An 18229-nucleotide genomic window follows, 5' to 3' on the forward strand; every position below is an offset into this window, starting at 1 on the left:
CACCCCGCGGCATGGCCTGAACCGGTCCAGAGCCGCCGCAGCGGCCGCGCCTCAGCGCGGAGCGATCCCGAGCGACCTGCCGGCCAGACTGCGGCCCTGACCCACGATCGCGCGCGCGATCCTGATCACCTCGGCCGCCGCGGGATCCTCGGGCGTCGCGAGCACCGCGGGTTCACCGCGGTCGCCCCCCTCGCGGAACGCGGGGCTGAGCGGCACACTGCCGAGCAGTGGCACCTCGCCGTGCTCGTCGTCGCTCAGACGCTGCGCCACCAGCCGGCCGCCGCCGCTGCCGAAGACGTCGACCACACTGCCGTCGGGCTGCACGAGACCCGCCATGTTCTCGACCACGCCGATCACGCGCTGGCCCGTCTGGCGCGCGACGAGCGCGCTGCGCACCGCGACGTCGGCCGCGGCCTCCTGCGGGGTCGTCACCACGAGCACCTCGGCGTGGGGCAGCAACTGCCCCACGCTGATGGCGATGTCGCCCGTGCCGGGAGGCAGATCGAGCAGCAGGACGTCGAGATCGCCGAACCATACGTCGCGCAGAAACTGCTCGATCGTGCGGTGCAGCATCGGCCCCCGCCACGAGACGGCCGTGGTGCGGGGGTCGGCGTCGCCCAGGAACATGCCGATCGACACGGTCTTCACGCCGTGCGCCACGGGCGGCAGGATCATGTCGTCGAGGCGCGTCGGCTGCTCGGTGCGCCCCTCGCGGCTGAGCCCCAGGATGCCCGGGATCGAGAAGCCGAACACGTCGGCGTCGACGAGCCCGACCGAGAGTCCCTGCTGCGCGAGTGCGACGGCGAGCCCAGCCGTCAGCGACGACTTGCCCACACCGCCCTTGCCGCTCGTCACCGCGATCACCCGCGTGAGCGAGTCGGGCCCGAACTGCTGCGGGCGCGCTCCGCGGTCGCCGCGCACGCGCTCCACGAACGCCTTGCGCTCGGCCGGCGACATCACGCCCACCACGACCTCGGCCGACGAGACGCCGGGCGCCGACTGCGCCGCCGCGAGCGTGTCGGCCTCGATGCGGCGGGCCGCCGGGCAGCCCGCGATGGTGAGCAGGATCGAGACCGTCGCCCGGCCCTCGGCGTCCACGCGCACGTCGCGCACCATGCCGAGCTCGGTGATGGGGCGCAGGATCTCGGGATCCCGCACCCGGTCGAGCGCGGCGCGAACCGCGGCCTCAACGCTCCCGGTCATCCCTGTCCTCGAGATCCGGCCGCCCGTCGGCACCGTCGCGTCCGTCGGCCTGGTCGCGCCCGTCGGTATCATGCGCTCCGGCGTCGCCGCGCCCGTCGGCGTCGCGCCCACCGGCCGGCGAGAGCGGAGCCTCGCCCGGATCCGGATCCTCGACCACGAACGAGTCCTCCTCGGCCTCGCGCTCCTCCTCGAGCTCCGCCAGCAGCGAGCGCAGCTCCGCTCGGATGAAATCGCGATCCGGCAGATCCTTCAGCGCGATGCGCAGCGCCACCACCTCGCGGGCGAGGAACTCCGTGTCGGCGAGATTGCGCTCGGCGCGCTGCCGATCCTGCTCCATCTGCACGCGGTCGCGGTCGTCCTGCCGGTTCTGAGCGAGCAGGATCATGGGCGCCGCATACGACGCCTGCAGCGAGAGGATCAGCGTGAGCGCCGTGAAGCCGAGCGCCGCCGAATCGAAGCGCACCCACTCCGGGCCCCACGTGTTCCAGGCCAGCCACGCCATGCAGAACAGCGTCAGCATCAGCAGGAACCACGGCGTGCCCATGCCGCGCGCGATGCTCTCCGTCCAGCGGCCGAAACGCTCGTGCCCCCTCGCGCCTCCGAGCGCGCCGCGGCCCGCGCGCGCGCCCGCCGAGAGCGGCGCGTCGAGGCCTGGATCCCGCTTGAACAGACTCATCGGCGCCCGCCCTGCGAAGTGGAGGAACGCGGGGCCTCGTCGTCGGCGTGACGCCAGTCGTCGGGCAGCAGATGATCGAGCACGTCGTCGACCGTCACCACACCTACGAGGCGGTGCTGCTCGTCGACCACCGGGATCGCGACGAGGTCGTAGCTCGCGATGCGGCGCGACACCTCGGCGGCGCTCGCATCGACCGTGACCGGCTCGATCTCGGTGTCGATCAGCGCCACCATGCGCTCGTGCGGCGGGAAGCGCAGCATGCGCTGGAAGTGGGCCATGCCGATGTACTCGCCCGTGGGCGTCTCGTACGGGGGATGGGTGACGTAGACGGCCGAGGCCATGGCGGGCGGGATCTCGGCGCGGCGGATCATCGCGAGGCCCTCGGCGACGCTCGACTCGCCCGACAGCACGATCGGCGCGGGGCTCATGAGGCCGCCGGCCGTGTCGGCGTCGTACTCGAGCAGGCGGCGCACGTCCTCCGCCTCCTCGGGCTCCATGAGGTCGAGCAGCTCCTCGCCCTTCGCCGCGGGCAGCGCGGAGATGAGGTCTGCCGCGTCGTCCGGCTCCATGCGGTCGAGCACGTCGGCAGTGCGGTCCGGGGGCAGCTGCGCCAGCAGCGCCAGCTGATCCTGCTCGCTCATCTCCTCGAGCGCGTCGGCCACGCGCTCATCGGCGAGCTCGTCGATGACCTCGAGCATGCGGTGCTGCGGCAGCTCGAGCAGCGCCTCGGCGAGGTCGGCCGGCTTGAGGTCGACCATCGTCTGGATGAGCAGCTCGGCCGACTGCGCCGACTCGCTCGAACTCGGCAGCACCAGATCCGACCAGCGCACGATGCGCGAGTCGCCGCGGCTGAAGGGCGCCGCCGGCTTCGGCAGCCGCACGAACACCTCGGAGACCACCCACTCGCCCGTGCGAGTGCGCTCGATCGCGGCGTCCTCGATGCGGGCCGACAGCGGCTGCCCGCCCGCCTGCTCGGGGGCGAGCCGCACCTCGCGGCCGATGATCTCGGCGATCATGCGCGTCTCGCCGCCGCGCTGCTCGAAGCGGCGCACGTTGATGAGGCCCGTCGTGATGACCTGGCCGGAGCCGATCGAGGTCACCCGGCCGATCGGCACGAACACGCGCCGCTTGCCTGGGATCTCGACGATCAGGCCGACCACGCGCGGCGCGCTCGCCGCCCGGAAGACGACGAGCACATCGCGCACCTTGCCGATCCGATCCCCGACAGGATCGAACACCCCGCGCCCGGCGAGGCGCCCGACGAAGACCCGCGTAGTACTCACACCCTCTAGCGTAGTGGGCCGGGGCTCCGCGGTGAGAGAATAGGGGCATGAGTACTCCCGGCCCCCTCTCCTCCTCGCGCGCCCCGCTGATGCCCGAGATCCCGCAGGGCGAGATCGTCTCCACCTACGACCGCTACGAAGATGCGAAGCACGCCGTCGACGTGCTCGCCCGCGCCAGCTTCCCCGTGCAGCGCATCAGCATCGTCGGCAACGACGTGCGCAGCGTCGAGCGGGTCACCGGGCGCCTCACCTACGGCCGCATCGCGCTGATGGGCGCGCTCTCGGGCGCCTACCTGGGCCTCTTCCTCGGCCTGCTGCTGTTCATCTTCCAGCCCGACAACGCCGGCATCTTCGGCGTGTTCATCGCGGCCGTGGTGATCGGCGCCGGCTTCGGCATGCTCTTCGGGGTGCTCTCGTACGCCATGAACCGCAACCGCCGCGACTTCTCGTCGGTCATGCAGATGGTCGCGACCCGCTACGACCTCATCACCGAGCCCGAGCTCGTGCACGAGGCGCGGCGCGTGCTCACCGAGTCCGTGCAGAAGTAACCCGCGACCTCGTCGCCTGCTCTTCCGCTGAGTCGGCCCGTTCGTATCGAGTCGGCCCGGAATTCGCGCGAATCGGCGGCCGACTCGATACGATTCGGCCGACTCGATACGATTCGGCCGACTCGGTGAGTGCGCCGGGCAGCCGGCGAGACTCAGCTCACGGGTCGAGGTCTGCATGGGGGAGTGCGCGCTCCATCCACAGTCGGGCGCGCAGGGGCTCTCCGCGCCGCAGGAGCCTGCCAGGCTGAGGGCATGACGCCCGCGCACGACTTCGCCTCGATCGCGGCCGCAGTGCGCTCGAGAGACGAACTGCTGCAGTGCGATTGGACGGCACGTCGGATCGCGCGAGCGGTCGAGGACGGTGCGCTGGCGCGGATCGCCGCGGCGAAGTACCTCGACGGCGCAGTGTGGCGCGGGCTCTGGCCCGACCAGCGGCTGCTCGCGCGAGTGATCGCGGTCTCCGGAAACCGCGATCTCAGGGGGTACTTCTGGCGGGAGTCGGCGGCCGTCCTGCACGGGCTGCGCCTGTATCGTCCGCCGCATGATCGAGCTCACCTGCTGCTGCCCGGCGGCGCGACCGCCAGGAGCAGCACCTTCATCACACGCAGCATCGATCAGGTGGCGGAGGGGGAGGTCGGGCTGCTGCGGGGCATCCCGGCCACGAGTCTCGCGAGAACGGTGCTGGACCTCGCCCGGCTCGCACCGCCCGAACTGGCGCTCGGAGCGCTCGACCACGCGTTGCATCTGCGATTCGGCAGGCACCGGGGCATTCCGAACTCGCCCGGCGTCGTGGAGCGGCTGGAGCGGCTGCGCGGGGACGCGCTCTCGATTCCCCACAGGCGCGGGGTTCGGCGAGCACTGCGCGTCATCGATCTCGCCGATGCGGGAGCCGAATCGGTGCTGGAGAGCCTCGGCCGACTCCGTTTCGCGCAGCTCGGCTATCGGGTCAGCACTCAAGCGCCGGTGACCCACTCCGACGGCCGCCTGAGCTACTTCGACCTCGAGCTCGACGACCTCGACATCCTGTGCGAGATCGACGGCCGATCGAAGTACCTCGACGCCGACCTGCGCAAGGGGAAGACGGCCGAGGAGGTGGTCATCGCGGAGAAGCGGCGCGAGGATCGAGCCCGGGGGCTCACACCGAAGCGAGTGATCAGGCTGATGCACGATGATCTGCGCACGCCCGACAGCTTTCGCGCGGCGGTGCGCCACTTCGGGATTCCGTCGCCGCCCGCGGCCCGCTCGCTCGTGCTCTTCCGCTGAGCCGGCCCATTCGTATCGAGTCGGCCCGGAATTCGCGCGAATCGTCGGCCGACTCGGTACGAATAGGCCGGCTCGATGAGATGAGGGGGCGCTACGCCTCGCGCAGCAGCTTCTGGATGCGCTGCAGCGACACCGGCTCGGCCGTGCGCAGGTGCTGCGCGAACAGGCTCACCCGCAGCTCCTCGATGAGCCAGCGGGCGCGCACGAGATGCTCAGGCGCCTGCTCCGGCAGCGGAATCGACCCGCCCGCCTGCTCGAAGAGCGCGAGCGCGCGGTCGACCTCGTTCTGCCACGCCCGGTCGCGCCCGGGGTTCTCGGAGAGCCCTCGGCATCGCCACTGCACCGCCTCGAAGTACACGGGCAGCCGCGCCAGCCGCGCGAGCCCGGTGCGCGCCACGAAGCCGTCGAAGACGAGGCGATCCACCTGCGCGGCCGCGTCGGCGACCTGGCCGAGCACCTGGATCGACTTGGCGCCGTCGATCGCCTTGCGGGCGAGTCGCGCCCCGTCGAGCACGCGCGCGGTGAGCGCGATCGCGGCATAGATCTCGTCGATCAGGGATCGCGCGTAGTCGTTCGCGATGCGCTCGAACACGGCCTCCGACCACACCAGCCCGTCGGGGGCGTGACGGCGGATCACGCCGTCGGCGACCGCGAGCGACACGTCGGCGATGGCGGCGTCGAGCGAGCGGTAGGGCCCCGCGCCGAGCAGCAGCTTCTCCTGGTTCGAGAGGTGGTCGCGGATGTAGCTGGCCGGAGAGGGCGAGCTCAGCGCGACGAGGCGGCGGATCCCGCGCCGCGAGAGCCGGGTCTGCTCGGCCTCGTCGGCCACGAGCACGAGATCGACGCTCGTGCGGCGGTCGACCACGGCGGGGTAGGCGCGCACCACGCCCGCGCCCGATCCGCGGCCCTTCGCGTAGGCGGTGTCGACGTGCCGGGGCAGTTCGCCGAAGACCCAGCCGGTCGCCCCTTTGCGCTCGAGGTCGCTCTTCGGCATGGCCGCCGCCGCGACCTTCGCGACGCCCTGCGTCGCGCGATCCTTGTGGGCGGCCTGCAGCGCGGCCAGGTCCTTGCCCGAGCCGACGGTGCGCCCGCGCCCGTCGACCACGCGGAACGTGGGGGTGAGATGGGCGGGCAGCCGCGAGGGGTCGAAATCGTCGGGGGAGACCGGCACGCTCGTGCGGCGGCGGATCTCGTCGGCGAGCAGCTGCAGCAGCGAGGGTGCGGCGGTCGGCTCTGACGAGGAACCCGGCCGCTGCGGCTCGGCGACCGGGCTCGGTGTCGCCGCCAGTCGCGGCTCCACCGTCTCGAGCAGCGTGCGCGCCCAGTCCGCGGCGGGCACGACGTGCTTGCGGATCGCCTTCGGCAGCGTCTTGATGAGCGCGGTGACGAGCTCCTGGCGCAGACCGGGCACGAGCTTCTCGAAGTCGCCGCGTTCGAGGCGGGGCAGCAGCGGCAGCGGCACGTTCACGGTGACGCCGTCGTCGTCGGCGGTCGGGTCGAAGCGGTACTTCAGGCGCAGCGTCTGGTCGCCGTGCCGCCACTGGCGGGGGAACTCGCTCTCGTCGACCTCGGCGGCCTCGCCCTCGACGAGGTCTTCTCGGCGCATGGTGAGCAGTTTCGGTTGCGCGCGCTGCGCCTCCTTCCACCACCCCTCGAAGCTGCGGGTCGAGACGACGTCGGCGGGGATGCGGGCGTCGTAGAAGTCGTAGACGGCCTCGTCGTCGCTCACGAGATCGCGGCGGCGGGTGCGCTCTTCGAGTTGCTCGAGCTCGCGGCGCAGCTGCCGGTTGGCGCGGTCGAAGGCCTGGCGCGAGTCCCACTCGCCGTCGACGAGGGCGTGGCGGATGAACAGCTCGCGCGCGTGCTCGCGGTCGAAGCGGGCGAGCTGCACGCGGCGGCGGTCGACGATGGGCACGCCGAAGAGGGTGACCCGTTCGTAGGCGACGGCGGCGCCCTGCTTCTTCTCCCAGTGCGGCTCTGAGACCTGGCGCTTGGCCAGCGGCCCCGCGAGCTCCTCGGCCCAGGCCGGGTCGACCACGGCGTTCGAGCGCGCGAAGAGCCGCGAGGTCTCGACGAGTTCGACGCTCATCACCACCTCGGGCGGCTTCTTGGCGAGCACCGACCCCGGGTACAGCACGAAGCGGGTGCCCCGGGATCCGACGTACTCCTGGGCGGGCTTGCGCTTCACGGCGCCCGCGGCGCCCCGGCCGCGAGCGGGAGCGCTGCGATCCTGCCGATCGTCGCGCACGCCGAGCTGCGAGAGCAGGCCGGCGAGGACGGAGCGGTGGATCGCCTCGCCCGATCCCGATCCCGATCCCGATCCCGATTCGGATCCCGATCCCGCGCCCGTCGTGTCAACCCGCTCCGCGTCGGCGCCGCGGGGGCGGGGTCGAGCGGCGGCTGCACCGCCCCTCACCCCCGCGATGCGCGCCAGCTGGCGGGTGAGGTCCATCCACTCGCGCACGCGCAGGAAGTTGAGGTATTCGGCCTTGCACAGGCGGCGGAACGCGCTCGACGACAGCTCGCGCTGCCGCTCCTGCAGGTAGTCCCAGAGGTTCAGCAGGGTCATGAGGTCGCCCTGCGGGTCGACGAAGCGGGCGTGCAGCTGGTCGGCCTGCGCGCGCTGCTCCTGCGGCCGCTCGCGCACGTCCTGGATCGTGAGGCCCGCGACGATCGCGAGCACCTGGGGCACCACCTCGTGCCTGCGCGCCTCGACGACCATGCGCGCGAATCTCGGCTCGATCGGCAGACGCGAGAGCTCGCGGCCGATCTTCGTGATGCGGTGGTTCGCGGATCCGCCCGCCCTGCCGCTCCGCCCCTTGCCGCGCCCGTCGCGGGGCGCGCCGCCGCGCTCCAGCGGTTCGACGGCGCCGAGTTCGGCGAGCAGCCCGAGGCCGTCGGCGATGCCGCGCTGGTCGGGCGGGGTGAGGAACGGGAAGCGGGCGATGTCGCCGAGGCCGAGCGAGAGCATCTGCAGGATCACGGATGCGAGGCCGGTGCGGCGGATCTCGGGTTCGGTGAACTCGGGGCGGCTCTCGAAGTCCTCCTCGGAGTAGAGGCGGATCGCGATACCGGGGCTCGTGCGTCCGGAGCGCCCCGAACGCTGATTGGCGCTCGCCTGGGAGACGGGCTCGATCGGGAGACGCTGCACCTTGCTGCGCGCCGAATAGCGGGAGATGCGAGCGGTGCCCGCGTCGACGACGTAGCGGATGCCCGGCACCGTGAGCGAGGTCTCGGCCACGTTCGTCGCGAGCACGATGCGCCGCGCAGCCGCGCTCGCGCCGCTCGCGCGCTCGAAGACGCGGTGCTGTTCGGCTGCGCTGAGGCGGCCGTAGAGGGGCAGGATCTCGATCGGTCTCGCGCGGTTCGCGCCGAGGCGGCCGCGCAGGGCGTCGGCGGCGTCGCGGATCTCGGCTTCTCCGCTGAGGAACACGAGCACGTCGCCTCGATCCTCTGCGCCGAGTTCCTCGACCGCGTCTCCGATAGCGTCGAAGAGGTCGCGCTCGACCGTGACGACCCGGGACTCGGGTGCGGTGGTACCCGCTCGGCCCGCGGGCGAGCGCTTGGCGTCCGCCTCCGAGCGACCCGCGCCCGTCTCGGGCCGCTCGATCTTCTCGACCAGCGGCCGGTACCGGATCTCGACCGGGTAGGTGCGGCCCGACACCTCGACGATGGGGGCCGGGCGCTTCGTCCTCGGATCGGCGAAGTGCTCGGCGAACGACTCGGGGTCGATGGTGGCCGAGGTGATGATCACCTTGAGGTCGGGTCGGCGGGGCAGCAGCGTCTTGAGGTAGCCGAGCAGGAAGTCGATGTTGAGCGACCGCTCGTGGGCCTCGTCGATGATGATGGTGTCGTAGGCGCGCAGGTCGCGGTCGCGGTGGATCGCGTTGAGCAGGATGCCGTCGGTCATGAGGCGGATCCGGGTCTGCTCGGAGACCTTGTCGGTGAAGCGCACCTGGTAGCCGACGAGCCCGCCGAGCTCGGAGCCGAGCTCCTCGGCGATGCGCTCGGCGATCGTGCGGGCCGCGATGCGGCGCGGCTGGGTATGGGCGATGCGTTCGCGGCCGAGGGCGAGCGCGATCTTCGGCAGCTGGGTCGTCTTGCCCGAGCCGGTCTCACCCGCCACGATGACCACCTGGTTGTCGCGGATCGCCGCCTCGATCTCGTCGCGCATCTGCGAGACGGGGAGATCCGCGGGGAATTCGATGCGGGGTTGCGTCATGATCCCACCATTATCGCGGACCGGGCCGGTCGGCGCCGAAGGAGCGGTTCGGCTCGGGGACTCCGTACCCGGACTGTCGCCGCCCGGGCCGCCTGTGGCGCAGGCCGTCCCCGGGCCGTCCGCGACGCAGGCCGTCCCGGCCGTCCGTGACATGGGCCGCAGGCGGAGGTCCACCCGAGAATGCCGGGGGCCGGGCATAGACTGATCGAGCACGTGACCCCGCAGCGAAAGCGAGACCAGATGAGCGCCCTGCCGATCCCGAATCTCACCCTCACCGGCGGCACCGAGATCCCGCAGCTGGGCCTCGGCGTGTTCCTGGTCGAGGCGGGCGAGGCCGAGCGGGTGGTCTCCGACGCGCTCGAGGTGGGGTACCGGCACATCGACACGGCCCGCATCTACGACAACGAAGCCGAGGTGGGGCGCGCGATCGCCGCGAGCGGCATCCCGCGCGACGAGCTCTTCGTCACCACCAAGCTCTGGAACGACGACCACGCGCGAGCCGGCGAGGCCTTCGAGCAGAGCCTCGACCGGCTCGGCCTCGACCGCGTCGACCTCTACCTCGTGCATTGGCCGCTGCCCAAGGTCGAGGGCAGCGCGCTCGCCGCCTGGCACGGGCTCATCGAGATCGCCGAGTCGGGCCGCGCCTCGGCCATCGGCGTCTCCAACTTCGAGATCGAGCACCTGCAGCAGGTGATCGACGCGACCGGTGCGGTGCCCGCCGTCAACCAGATCGAGCTGCACCCGCTGCACCAGCGCCGCGAGCTGTCGGCGTTCTGCGCCGAGCAGGGCATCGCGATCGAGGCCTGGGGGCCGCTCGCCCAGGGCAAGACCGACCTGTTCGAGCGCCCCGAGGTGCTCACCGCCGCAGAGCGGCACGGCAAGACCCCCGCGCAGGTGGTGCTGCGCTGGCACCTGCAGCAGGGGCGCATCATCTTCCCGAAGACGGGCCGCCGCGAGCGCATGGTCGAGAACGCCGACCTCTTCGACTTCGAGCTGTCGGGCACCGAGATCGAGGCCATCGACTCGCTCGAGGTCGGCACCAACTTCGGGCCCGACCCGCGCAGCTTCGACGTGCGCTGAGCGCCGCGGGCCGCCGCACGGCGCCGCCCACCGGTGCCGGGCGCGACCACACGCAGAGACGAGGAGACCCACATGACGAAGACTCCCATCACCGTGACGCTGACGGGCGCGGGCGGCCAGATCGGCTATGCGGCGCTGTTCCGGATCGCGGCCGGTGACATGCTCGGCGCCGACCAGCCCGTGTCGCTGCGCCTGCTCGAGATCCCGCAGGGCATGCGGGCCGCCGAGGGCGCCGCGCTCGAGCTGACCGACTGCGCCTTCCCCCTGCTCGCCGGCGTCGAGATCAGCGACGCCCCCGAGGTCGCCTTCGACGGCGCGAACGTGGCGATGCTCATCGGGTCGCGGCCGCGCACCGCCGGCATGGAGCGCGGCGACCTGCTCGAGGCGAACGGCGCCATCTTCGGGCCGCAGGGGCGGGCGATCGGCGCCCGCGCGGCCGACGACGTGCGCGTGATCGTGGTGGGCAACCCCGCGAACACCAACGCGCTGATCGCGCAGCAGCACGCCCCCGAGGTGCCCGCCGAGCGCTTCACCGCGCTCACGCGCCTCGACCACAACCGAGCCGTGGGTCTGCTCGCAGCCGAGGCCGGCGCCGGAGTGGCGCAGATCGACGGGGTGACCATCTGGGGCAACCACTCGGCCACCCAGTACCCCGACCTCAGCCACGCGACGGTGGGCGGCGCGCCGGCGCTCGAGGCTGTCGACCCGCAGTGGGCGCGCGGCGCCTACATCGAGCGGGTGGCGAAGCGCGGGGCCGAGATCATCGAGGTGCGCGGCGGCTCCTCGGTCGCCTCCGCCGCCAACGCCGCGATCGAGCACGTGCGCGACTGGATGCTCGGCACGGGGGAGCGGCGCACGAGCGCCGCCGTCGTGTCGCACGGCGAGTACGGCGTTCCCGAGGGGCTCATCTCGTCGTTCCCGGTGCGCTCCGAGGGCGGCGCGTGGCGCGTCGTCGAGGGGCTCGCGGTCGACGAGTTCTCGCGGCAGCGCATCGACGCCTCGGTGGCCGAGCTCGTGTCGGAGCGCGATGCGGTGCGGCAGCTCGGGCTGATCTGACGCCGCGCGCCCATCGGCGAGCGACCGGTCGCGGTGGGGTCGGCGATCCGGCGTCGGCGTGGACGGCCACGGGTTGCCGCCCCCGTCGGCCTCACCCCGCAGCGGACCGGAGAGGGCGCCGAGCCCAGTAGGATAGAGCCCATGTCTAAGGTGCTTTCTTCCCTGCCTGTCGGCGAACGCGTCGGCATTGCATTCTCCGGTGGTCTCGACACGTCGTGCGCGGTCGCGTGGATGCGCGAGAACGGCGCGATCCCGTGCACGTACACCGCCGACATCGGGCAGTACGACGAGCCGGACATCGACGGGGTCGCCGGCCGCGCGAAGGAGTACGGCGCCGAGATCGCCCGCCACGTCGACGCGAAGCGCGCCCTCGTCGAAGAGGGCTTCGTCGCCCTGCAGACCGGGGCCTTCAACGTGCGCTCGGGCGGCAAGACCTACTTCAACACCACGCCGCTCGGCCGCGCCGTCACCGGCACGCTGCTGGTGCGCGCGATGAAGGAGGACGGCGTCGACATCTGGGGCGACGGCTCCACCTACAAGGGCAACGACATCGAGCGCTTCTACCGCTACGGTCTCATGGCGAACCCGGCGCTGCGCATCTACAAGCCGTGGCTCGACAAGCAGTTCGTCGAGGAGCTCGGCGGCCGCCAGGAGATGAGCGAGTGGCTCGTCGCGCACGGCTACCCCTACCGCGACTCGACCGAGAAGGCGTACTCGACCGACGCCAACATCTGGGGCGCCACCCACGAGGCTAAGAAGCTCGAGTTCCTCGATGCGGGCCTCGACATCGTCGAGCCGATCATGGGCGTCGCAGCCTGGCGCGAAGACGTCGACGTCGCCACCGAAGAGGTGTCGGTGCGCTTCGAGGCGGGCCGCCCGGTCGCGATCAACGGCGTCGAGTTCGACGATCCGGTGGCGCTCGTGCTCGAGGCGAACGCCATCGGCGGCCGTCACGGCCTCGGCGTCTCCGACCAGATTGAGAACCGCATCATCGAGGCGAAGTCGCGCGGCATCTACGAGGCCCCCGGCATGGCGCTGCTGCACATCGCCTACGAGCGCCTCGTGAACGCGATCCACAACGAGAACACACTCGCCTCGTACCACAACGATGGACGCAAGCTCGGTCGCCTCATGTACGAGGGCCGCTGGCTCGACCCCGAGTCGCTCATGCTGCGCGAGGCGCTGCAGCGCTGGGTCGGCTCGGCGATCACGGGCGAGGTCACTCTGCGACTGCGCCGTGGCGATGACTACACCATCCTCAACACCGAGGGCCCGAACCTCAGCTACCACCCCGAGAAGCTCTCGATGGAGCGCACCGTGGGCGCGGCGTTCGGCCCCGAGGATCGCATCGGCCAGCTCACCATGCGCAACCTCGACATCGCCGACTCGCGCGCGCGTCTCGAGCAGTACGCCCAGCTCGGGCTCGTGGGCGGCGCGACGGCCGAACTCGTCGGAGAGCTCGAGCAGGGCGGCGCGGCCGAGATCGCCGACGCCGTCGGCGGCATCGACGAGGAGGGCGACGCGCTCGGCCTGTCGGCCGCGTTCGACGCCGGCACCGACTGATCCTCGCCGGCGGTGCCGGCCCGCATCGGCCGGCACCGCCCGACTTCGGGCACCGCGACCGGGTGACGACGCCGGGCGCACGAGAAAGCCCCCGGCGAGGCCGGGGGCTTTTCAGTGGGAGTCGGAGTTCAGGAGGCTCGGCGGGCGCGAGCGGCGCGGCGCTTGAGCGCGCGGCGCTCGTCCTCGCTGAGGCCGCCCCACACGCCCGAATCCTGGCCGGTGTCCATGGCGTACTGCAGGCACATCTCGGTGACGGTGCAGCGAGCGCAGACCGACTTCGCACGCTCGATCTGCTCGACGGCCGGGCCGGTGTTGCCGACCGGGAAGAAGAGCTCGGGGTCTACGGTGAGGCAAGCAGCCTTCTCGCGCCAATCCATTGTGTGTCCTCCATTTGTAAACGCACGCACACGAAATACACTGGAGGCTAATGCCAGGAATCTCGCGCCGTAACTATCTGAAACGTGGCTGAGAATGCTCACGTCAGTGTGCGCGAAACTCGACGGAATATATAGTTTCACGGATGTAGAAGCAAATCAATAGTGTATTTGCAATTGATTGGAAAGAGGCTCGACATGCCCTCGTCACCCGCTGATCACCCACGCTCGCGAGTCGCCTGGCGGGCGCTGGCCGCGCTGCTGGCGGTCGAGAGCGCATTGCTGCTGTGGGTGCTCGGCGTCACGGTGGTCGGTGCGCTCGGTTCGGAGGGCAACCCGCTGCAGAACCTCAGCCTGATCGTCATGGCCGCGCTGTCGTTCGCGTGGGTGGTGGTGACCCTCGTGGGTGCGGTGAAGGCGCGGGCGAGCTGGGTGCGCGGATCCTCGCTCACCATCCACGTGCTGCTCTTCGCGGCGGGCACCGGCTGCCTGCAGATCGGCATCGGCCCGTGGTGGCTGGGCTTCGCGCTCGTGGCGCTCGCCCTCGCCGGCTTCGCCGCCGCGATCCTCGCCCGCCCCGCAGTTCAGTCCGCCGGCGAGCAGTAGGCCCTCGACGGGCTCGCGTCCGGCTCGGGGTGGGGCACCGGCTGCCGCCGATCACGTGCCCGGTGACGCGCCCGCGCCCGGGCCGTCCGCCCCCGGGGTCAGGCCGCGTCGAGGCCGAGCAGCTTGCGCACGCGGGCGACGTGCCCAGTGGCCTTCACATTGTAGAGCGCGTGTGCGATCCGCCCCTCCTCGTCGATCACGAAGGTCGAGCGGATCACACCCTGCACGATGCGCCCGTAGTTCTTCTTCTCGCCGAACGCGCCGTAGGCGGTGAGCACCTCGCGATCCGGGTCGCTCAGCAGGGGGTAGTCGAGCGAGTCGCGCTCGGCGAACCGGGCGAGCTTGTCGACCGGGTCGGGGGAGAGCCCGAGCAGCTGGTAGCCGGCAGCCTCGAGCGATGCGACCGAGTCGCGGAAGTCGCAGGCCTCTGTCGTGCAGCCGGGGGTCATGGCCGCCGGGTAGACGAAGAGGATCACCCGCCGGCCGCGGAAGTCGGCCAGCGAACGGGTGGCGCCGTCTTGATCCGGGAGCGAGAAGTCGGGGGCGGGCTGTGCGGGCTCGAGGATCACGCGTTCCGTCATGCCCTCAGCCTATCGGTGCGCGGCTGAGCCCGTGCCGATCCCGACTCGAGAAGCCGTGCGCGATCGTCGCTCGATCAGGCGGCCCCGCGCCCATCTCGACGGCGACCGGGGCCGGGCGGGCCCGCAGCGAAGCGGCGCCGGCGCTACTTCAGCAGTCGGCGCAGCGACTCGACCCGCGCCGCGCCCGCGGCGTCGAGCCGACCGTCGGCGATGGCGGCGTCGAGCTCGCAGTCGGGGGCGCCCTCGAGGTGCGTGCAGCCGCGCGGGCAGCCGTCGATGATCTCGGCGAGGTCGGTGAAACCCCGCAGAATGCCCTCGGTGGTGACGTGTCCGAGCCCGAAGGAGCGCACGCCCGGCGTGTCGATCACCCAGCCGGTGCCGCCGCCCGCGCAGCCGGGGGTCTCGGCCCGGTACGCGACCGACGACGACGAGGTGTGACGGCCTCGGCCGGTGACCTCGTTGACGTGGCCGATGGCGCGGCCCGCCTCGGGCACGAGCTCGTTGATGAGCGTCGACTTGCCGACCCCCGAGTGACCGACGAACACGGTGGTGCGACCCGCGAGCGCCTCGCGGATCTCGTCGAGCGGCCAAGTCCCCGGCTGCGAGCGGAAGACGGGCACCTCGAGCGCCGAGAAGTAGCCGAGGAACGGCTCGGGATCGGCGAGGTCGACCTTGGTGATGCAGATGAGCGGCCGAATCCCCGCGTCGTAGGCGGCCACGAGATAGCGGTCGACGAGGCGCACCCGCGGTTCGGGGTTGGCCGCCGCCACCACGATCAGCATCTGGTCGGCGTTCGCGACCATCACGCGCTCGACCGTGTCGCTGTCGTCGGCGCTGCGCCGCAGCAGCGTGCGGCGGTCCTCGATGCTCACGATGCGGGCGAGGGATCCCTCCGCGCCGCTCGCGTCGCCGACGAGCTGCACCCGGTCGCCGATCACGATGGGGGTGCGCCGCAACTCGCGAGCGCGAGCCGCGACGACGACGCGCTCGGAGAGGTCGTGGGGATCGGCACCCGACTCGACGAGCGCGGTGTAGCGGCCGCGATCCACCGCCGTCACCAGGCCGACCACGGCGTCGGCGTGCTCGGGTCGCCGTTTGGTGCGGGGGCGATTCGCCTTGGGATTGGGGCGCTGGCGCACCGCGTGGTCGGCGTACTCGGCGTAGGGGCCGTCTTCGTCGTCGTCCGGGGTCAGCCAGCTCATGTCCAGCTCGTGCCGTCCGGGGTCTGGGGGAGGGTGAGGAGGAGCGGGTTCGAGGCCGACGCGGCCGCGCCGCCCGGCCCGTCGAGCGGCGCGCCGGAGCCGGAGGCGATGCCGAGCATACGGCCCCACAGCTCGGGGAACTGGGGCAGCGTCTTCGAGGTGCAGCCGATGTCTTCGACCTCGACACCCGCGACGCGCAGCCCGACCAGGGCCCCCGTCGTCGCCATGCGGTGGTCGGCGTAGCTCTGCCAGACGCCCCCGTGCAGCGTGGCCGGTCTGACCGCGATGCCGTCGTCGAGCTCGACCGCGTCGCCGCCCAGCCGATTGACCTCGGCGACGAGCGCGGCGATGCGGTCGGTCTCGTGGTGGCGGATGTGGCCGATGCCGGTGATCTCGCTCGCCTCGCCGTCAGTGCCCGCGGTGCCGTGCGCGGCCAGCGCCGCGAGCCCCACGAGCGTGGGTGCGAGCTCGCCGGCCTCGGGCACGTGCAGCCGGACGCCGCGCAGACGGCCGCCGCTCGTCACGGTGAGGGATCCGTCGGCCGCGAGCACCGCGTCGGCGCCGAACGCCGGCAGCAGCGTGCGCAGCTGATCGCCGACCTGCGTGGTGGCCGAGGGCCAGCCGGGCACGGTGACGCGGCCTCCGACGGCCGCAGCCGCGGCGAGGAACGGGGCGGCGTTCGAGAGGTCGGGCTCGATGCGGGCGTCGAGCGCCCGGATCGGCCCGGGCTTCACGACCCATTCGCCGGGGGCGGGGGACTCGACGTCGACGCCTCGGGCGCGCAGCGTCTCGATGGTCATCTCGATGTGCGGCAGGCTCGGCAGACGCTCCCCGGTGTGCACGACGTGCACCCCCTCGTCGAAGCGCGCGCCCGAGAGCAGCAGGGCCGAGACGAACTGACTCGAGAGCGATGCGTCGAGCTTGACCCGGCCGCCGCGCAGCGATCCGGTGCCGTGCACCGTGAAGGGCAGGGCGCCGCGCCCCTCGTCGGCGATGTCGGCGCCGAGAGCGCGCAGCGCGTCGAGCACCGGGCGCATGGGGCGCTTGCGCGCGTAGGGGTCGCCGTCGAAGGCGACCGGACCCAGGGCGAGGGCGGCGACCGGCGGCACGAAGCGCATCACCGTGCCGGCGAGGCCGCACGCGATACTCGTGGAACCGGTCAGCTCATCGGCGGGCGTGATGCGCAGGTCGGGGCCGAACGGACTGTCGGTGGGCATCTGCTCGATGCCGGTGCCGAGCGCCCGCAGCGCATCGACCATGAGCGCCGAGTCGCGGGAGTGCAGGGGCGCGCGCAGGGTGCCCGGCCCGTCGGCGAGGGCGGCGAGGATCAGCTCGCGACCCGTCAGCGACTTCGAACCGGGAAGGGCCACCCGCGCGTCGAGCGCGCCATCCGCGAGCGGTGCGTCCCATGGGGCCTCGTGCTCGCCGAGACCCTCGCCGGCGTGCGCCTCGTCGCCGTCCTTGCCCTTGTTCATCTTCGCTTCAAGCATCGTCCTCGATTCTACCCGGCCCGCGTCCGACGGGAGCGGGAGTCGCAACACGCCGACCCGCTCGGCGCGAGACGGCGTGTTGCGACTCCCGCCCGTGGAAGAGGAGGCGTGCGCGGGGCGCTCACGGGGGAAGCAACGGAGGGAGGCGTAGGATCGAGGGTGTGAGTGACACCACGGCGCACGAAGATCAGGCGGTACTGGAGCAGCGCTTCACCCGAGAGGCGCTGCCGCTGCTCGACCAGCTGTACGGCGCGGCGATGAAGATGACGCGCAACCCGCAGGATGCGCAGGATCTCGTGCAGGAGACGTTCCTCAAGGCGTTCTCGGCCTTCGCGTCGTTCCAGGAGGGCACCAATCTCAAGGCCTGGCTCTACCGCATCATGACGAACAGCTACATCAACACCTACCGCAAACGGCAGCGAGAGCCCTACCTCGGCGCCGTCGACGAGCTCGAGGACTGGCAACTGGGCGGCGCCGAGTCGACCACGGCGATGTCGGCTCGATCCGCCGAGGCCGAGGCCATCGATCGCACGCCCGACACGGTGGTGAGCGAAGCGCTCAACGCGCTGCCCGAGGATTTCCGCATGGCGGTCTACCTCGCCGACGTCGAGGGATTCAGCTACCAGGAGATCGCCGACATCGCGGAGGTGCCCATCGGTACGGTGATGAGCCGCCTGCACCGCGGCCGCACCAGGCTGCGCAAGACTCTCGGGGAATACGCGCGCGAGCAGGGCGTTGGACTCAGTGCGGGAGGCGCGGCGACGAAGCGCACCGGCCGCACGAAGACGAAGGACACGGAAGAGGGAGCGACGCGATGAGCGATTGCGGTTGCGAGACGGCGCAGGCCAACCTCTACGAGCTGCTGCGCGGAGAGCTCTGCGCCGAGGAATCCGCGCCGATCCGGGAGCACCTCGAGAGCTGCCCCGGCTGCCAGGACGAGCAGACGGTCTGCATCCGCCTCACCGAGGTGGTGCGCCGCGCCTGCGAGGAAGAGCGCGAGAACTGCGCTCCCGCAGATCTGCGCGATGCGATCCTGCGCGGCCTGCGCGTGAGCTGAGCCCGGCCGGCGTTCTGAGCGGCCC

The 18229-nt window shown here is 71.8% G+C and carries 15 protein-coding genes and 1 pseudogene; 8 read left to right on the top strand and 8 right to left on the bottom strand.

The window, feature by feature from the left end; genetic code table 11:
• Positions 1-51: 51 nt before the first annotated feature.
• From H490_RS27835 to H490_RS27845, 3 genes and pseudogenes are all read right to left on the bottom strand, one after another.
• Complete coding sequence (locus tag H490_RS27835) at positions 52-1203, bottom strand: Mrp/NBP35 family ATP-binding protein (protein ID WP_017884798.1); 1152 nt, start codon at positions 1201-1203, stop codon at positions 52-54.
• A 165-nt stretch (positions 1204-1368) separates the two neighbouring features.
• Positions 1369-1879, bottom strand: a pseudogene (locus H490_RS27840) (DUF1003 domain-containing protein); the annotation flags it as partial.
• The gene (locus H490_RS27845) at positions 1876-3162 is read right to left on the bottom strand and encodes a magnesium transporter MgtE N-terminal domain-containing protein (RefSeq protein ID WP_031290185.1); all 1287 of its coding nucleotides are present in this window, start codon (positions 3160-3162) and stop codon (positions 1876-1878) included. The pseudogene H490_RS27840 and the gene H490_RS27845, both read right to left, overlap by 4 nt.
• Positions 3163-3209: 47 nt before the next feature.
• Here H490_RS27845 and H490_RS27850 point away from each other — a divergent pair, with 47 nt between their 5' ends.
• Positions 3210-3710 (top strand): general stress protein, encoded by a 501-nt coding sequence (locus tag H490_RS27850; RefSeq protein ID WP_031290186.1) that lies wholly within the window; start codon positions 3210-3212, stop codon positions 3708-3710.
• A gap of 252 nt (positions 3711-3962) precedes the next feature.
• Positions 3963-4973, top strand: coding sequence for a hypothetical protein (locus H490_RS27855; protein ID WP_017884802.1), 1011 nt, complete (start codon positions 3963-3965; stop codon positions 4971-4973).
• 91 nt (positions 4974-5064) lie between these two features.
• Here the strand turns inward: H490_RS27855 and hrpA are convergent, their stop codons facing one another.
• Complete coding sequence (hrpA, locus tag H490_RS27860; RefSeq protein WP_017884803.1) at positions 5065-9195, bottom strand: ATP-dependent RNA helicase HrpA; 4131 nt, start codon at positions 9193-9195, stop codon at positions 5065-5067.
• A 240-nt stretch (positions 9196-9435) separates the two neighbouring features.
• Between hrpA and H490_RS27865 the strand changes: the two genes are divergently transcribed.
• The 3 genes from H490_RS27865 (at position 9436) to argG (ending at position 12894) form a co-directional block, all read left to right on the top strand.
• A complete protein-coding gene (locus H490_RS27865; RefSeq protein WP_017884804.1) occupies positions 9436-10275 on the top strand; it encodes an aldo/keto reductase in 840 nt (279 codons plus the stop codon).
• 72 nt (positions 10276-10347) lie between these two features.
• Positions 10348-11331 (top strand): malate dehydrogenase, encoded by a 984-nt coding sequence (locus tag H490_RS27870; protein WP_017884805.1) that lies wholly within the window; start codon positions 10348-10350, stop codon positions 11329-11331.
• Positions 11332-11472: 141 nt separating this feature from the next.
• A complete protein-coding gene (argG, locus tag H490_RS27875; RefSeq protein ID WP_031290187.1) occupies positions 11473-12894 on the top strand; it encodes an argininosuccinate synthase in 1422 nt (473 codons plus the stop codon).
• A 128-nt stretch (positions 12895-13022) separates the two neighbouring features.
• Here the strand turns inward: argG and H490_RS27880 are convergent, their stop codons facing one another.
• Positions 13023-13271 carry a WhiB family transcriptional regulator gene (locus H490_RS27880; protein WP_017884807.1) on the bottom strand — a complete coding sequence of 83 codons (249 nt, stop codon included), beginning with the start codon at positions 13269-13271 and terminating at the stop codon, positions 13023-13025.
• Positions 13272-13466: 195 nt separating this feature from the next.
• Between H490_RS27880 and H490_RS27885 the strand changes: the two genes are divergently transcribed.
• Positions 13467-13874 carry a hypothetical protein gene (locus H490_RS27885; protein WP_017884808.1) on the top strand — a complete coding sequence of 136 codons (408 nt, stop codon included), beginning with the start codon at positions 13467-13469 and terminating at the stop codon, positions 13872-13874.
• 98 nt (positions 13875-13972) lie between these two features.
• On the opposite strand, the gene bcp is transcribed toward H490_RS27885, so the two are convergent.
• The 3 genes from bcp to aroA all read right to left on the bottom strand — a co-directional run bounded on the left by bcp (position 13973) and on the right by aroA (position 17147).
• Entirely contained in the window at positions 13973-14455 is a 483-nt protein-coding gene (gene bcp / locus H490_RS27890; RefSeq protein ID WP_017884809.1) for a thioredoxin-dependent thiol peroxidase, read from the bottom strand.
• Positions 14456-14598: 143 nt separating this feature from the next.
• A complete protein-coding gene (rsgA, locus tag H490_RS27895; RefSeq protein ID WP_017884810.1) occupies positions 14599-15657 on the bottom strand; it encodes a ribosome small subunit-dependent GTPase A in 1059 nt (352 codons plus the stop codon).
• Positions 15654-17147, bottom strand: coding sequence for a 3-phosphoshikimate 1-carboxyvinyltransferase (aroA, locus tag H490_RS27900; protein ID WP_017884811.1), 1494 nt, complete (start codon positions 17145-17147; stop codon positions 15654-15656). Before aroA ends, rsgA begins: the two co-directional genes overlap by 4 nt.
• Positions 17148-17308: 161 nt before the next feature.
• Between aroA and H490_RS27905 the strand changes: the two genes are divergently transcribed.
• The gene (locus H490_RS27905; RefSeq protein ID WP_017884812.1) at positions 17309-17965 is read left to right on the top strand and encodes a sigma-70 family RNA polymerase sigma factor; all 657 of its coding nucleotides are present in this window, start codon (positions 17309-17311) and stop codon (positions 17963-17965) included.
• Complete coding sequence (locus tag H490_RS27910) at positions 17962-18204, top strand: anti-sigma factor family protein (protein ID WP_017884813.1); 243 nt, start codon at positions 17962-17964, stop codon at positions 18202-18204. Before H490_RS27905 ends, H490_RS27910 begins: the two co-directional genes overlap by 4 nt.
• Positions 18205-18229 lie beyond the last annotated feature (25 nt).

The sequence above is a fragment of the Leucobacter sp. UCD-THU genome (genome assembly GCF_000349545.1).
In the GTDB taxonomy this organism is placed as follows: domain Bacteria; phylum Actinomycetota; class Actinomycetes; order Actinomycetales; family Microbacteriaceae; genus Leucobacter; species Leucobacter muris.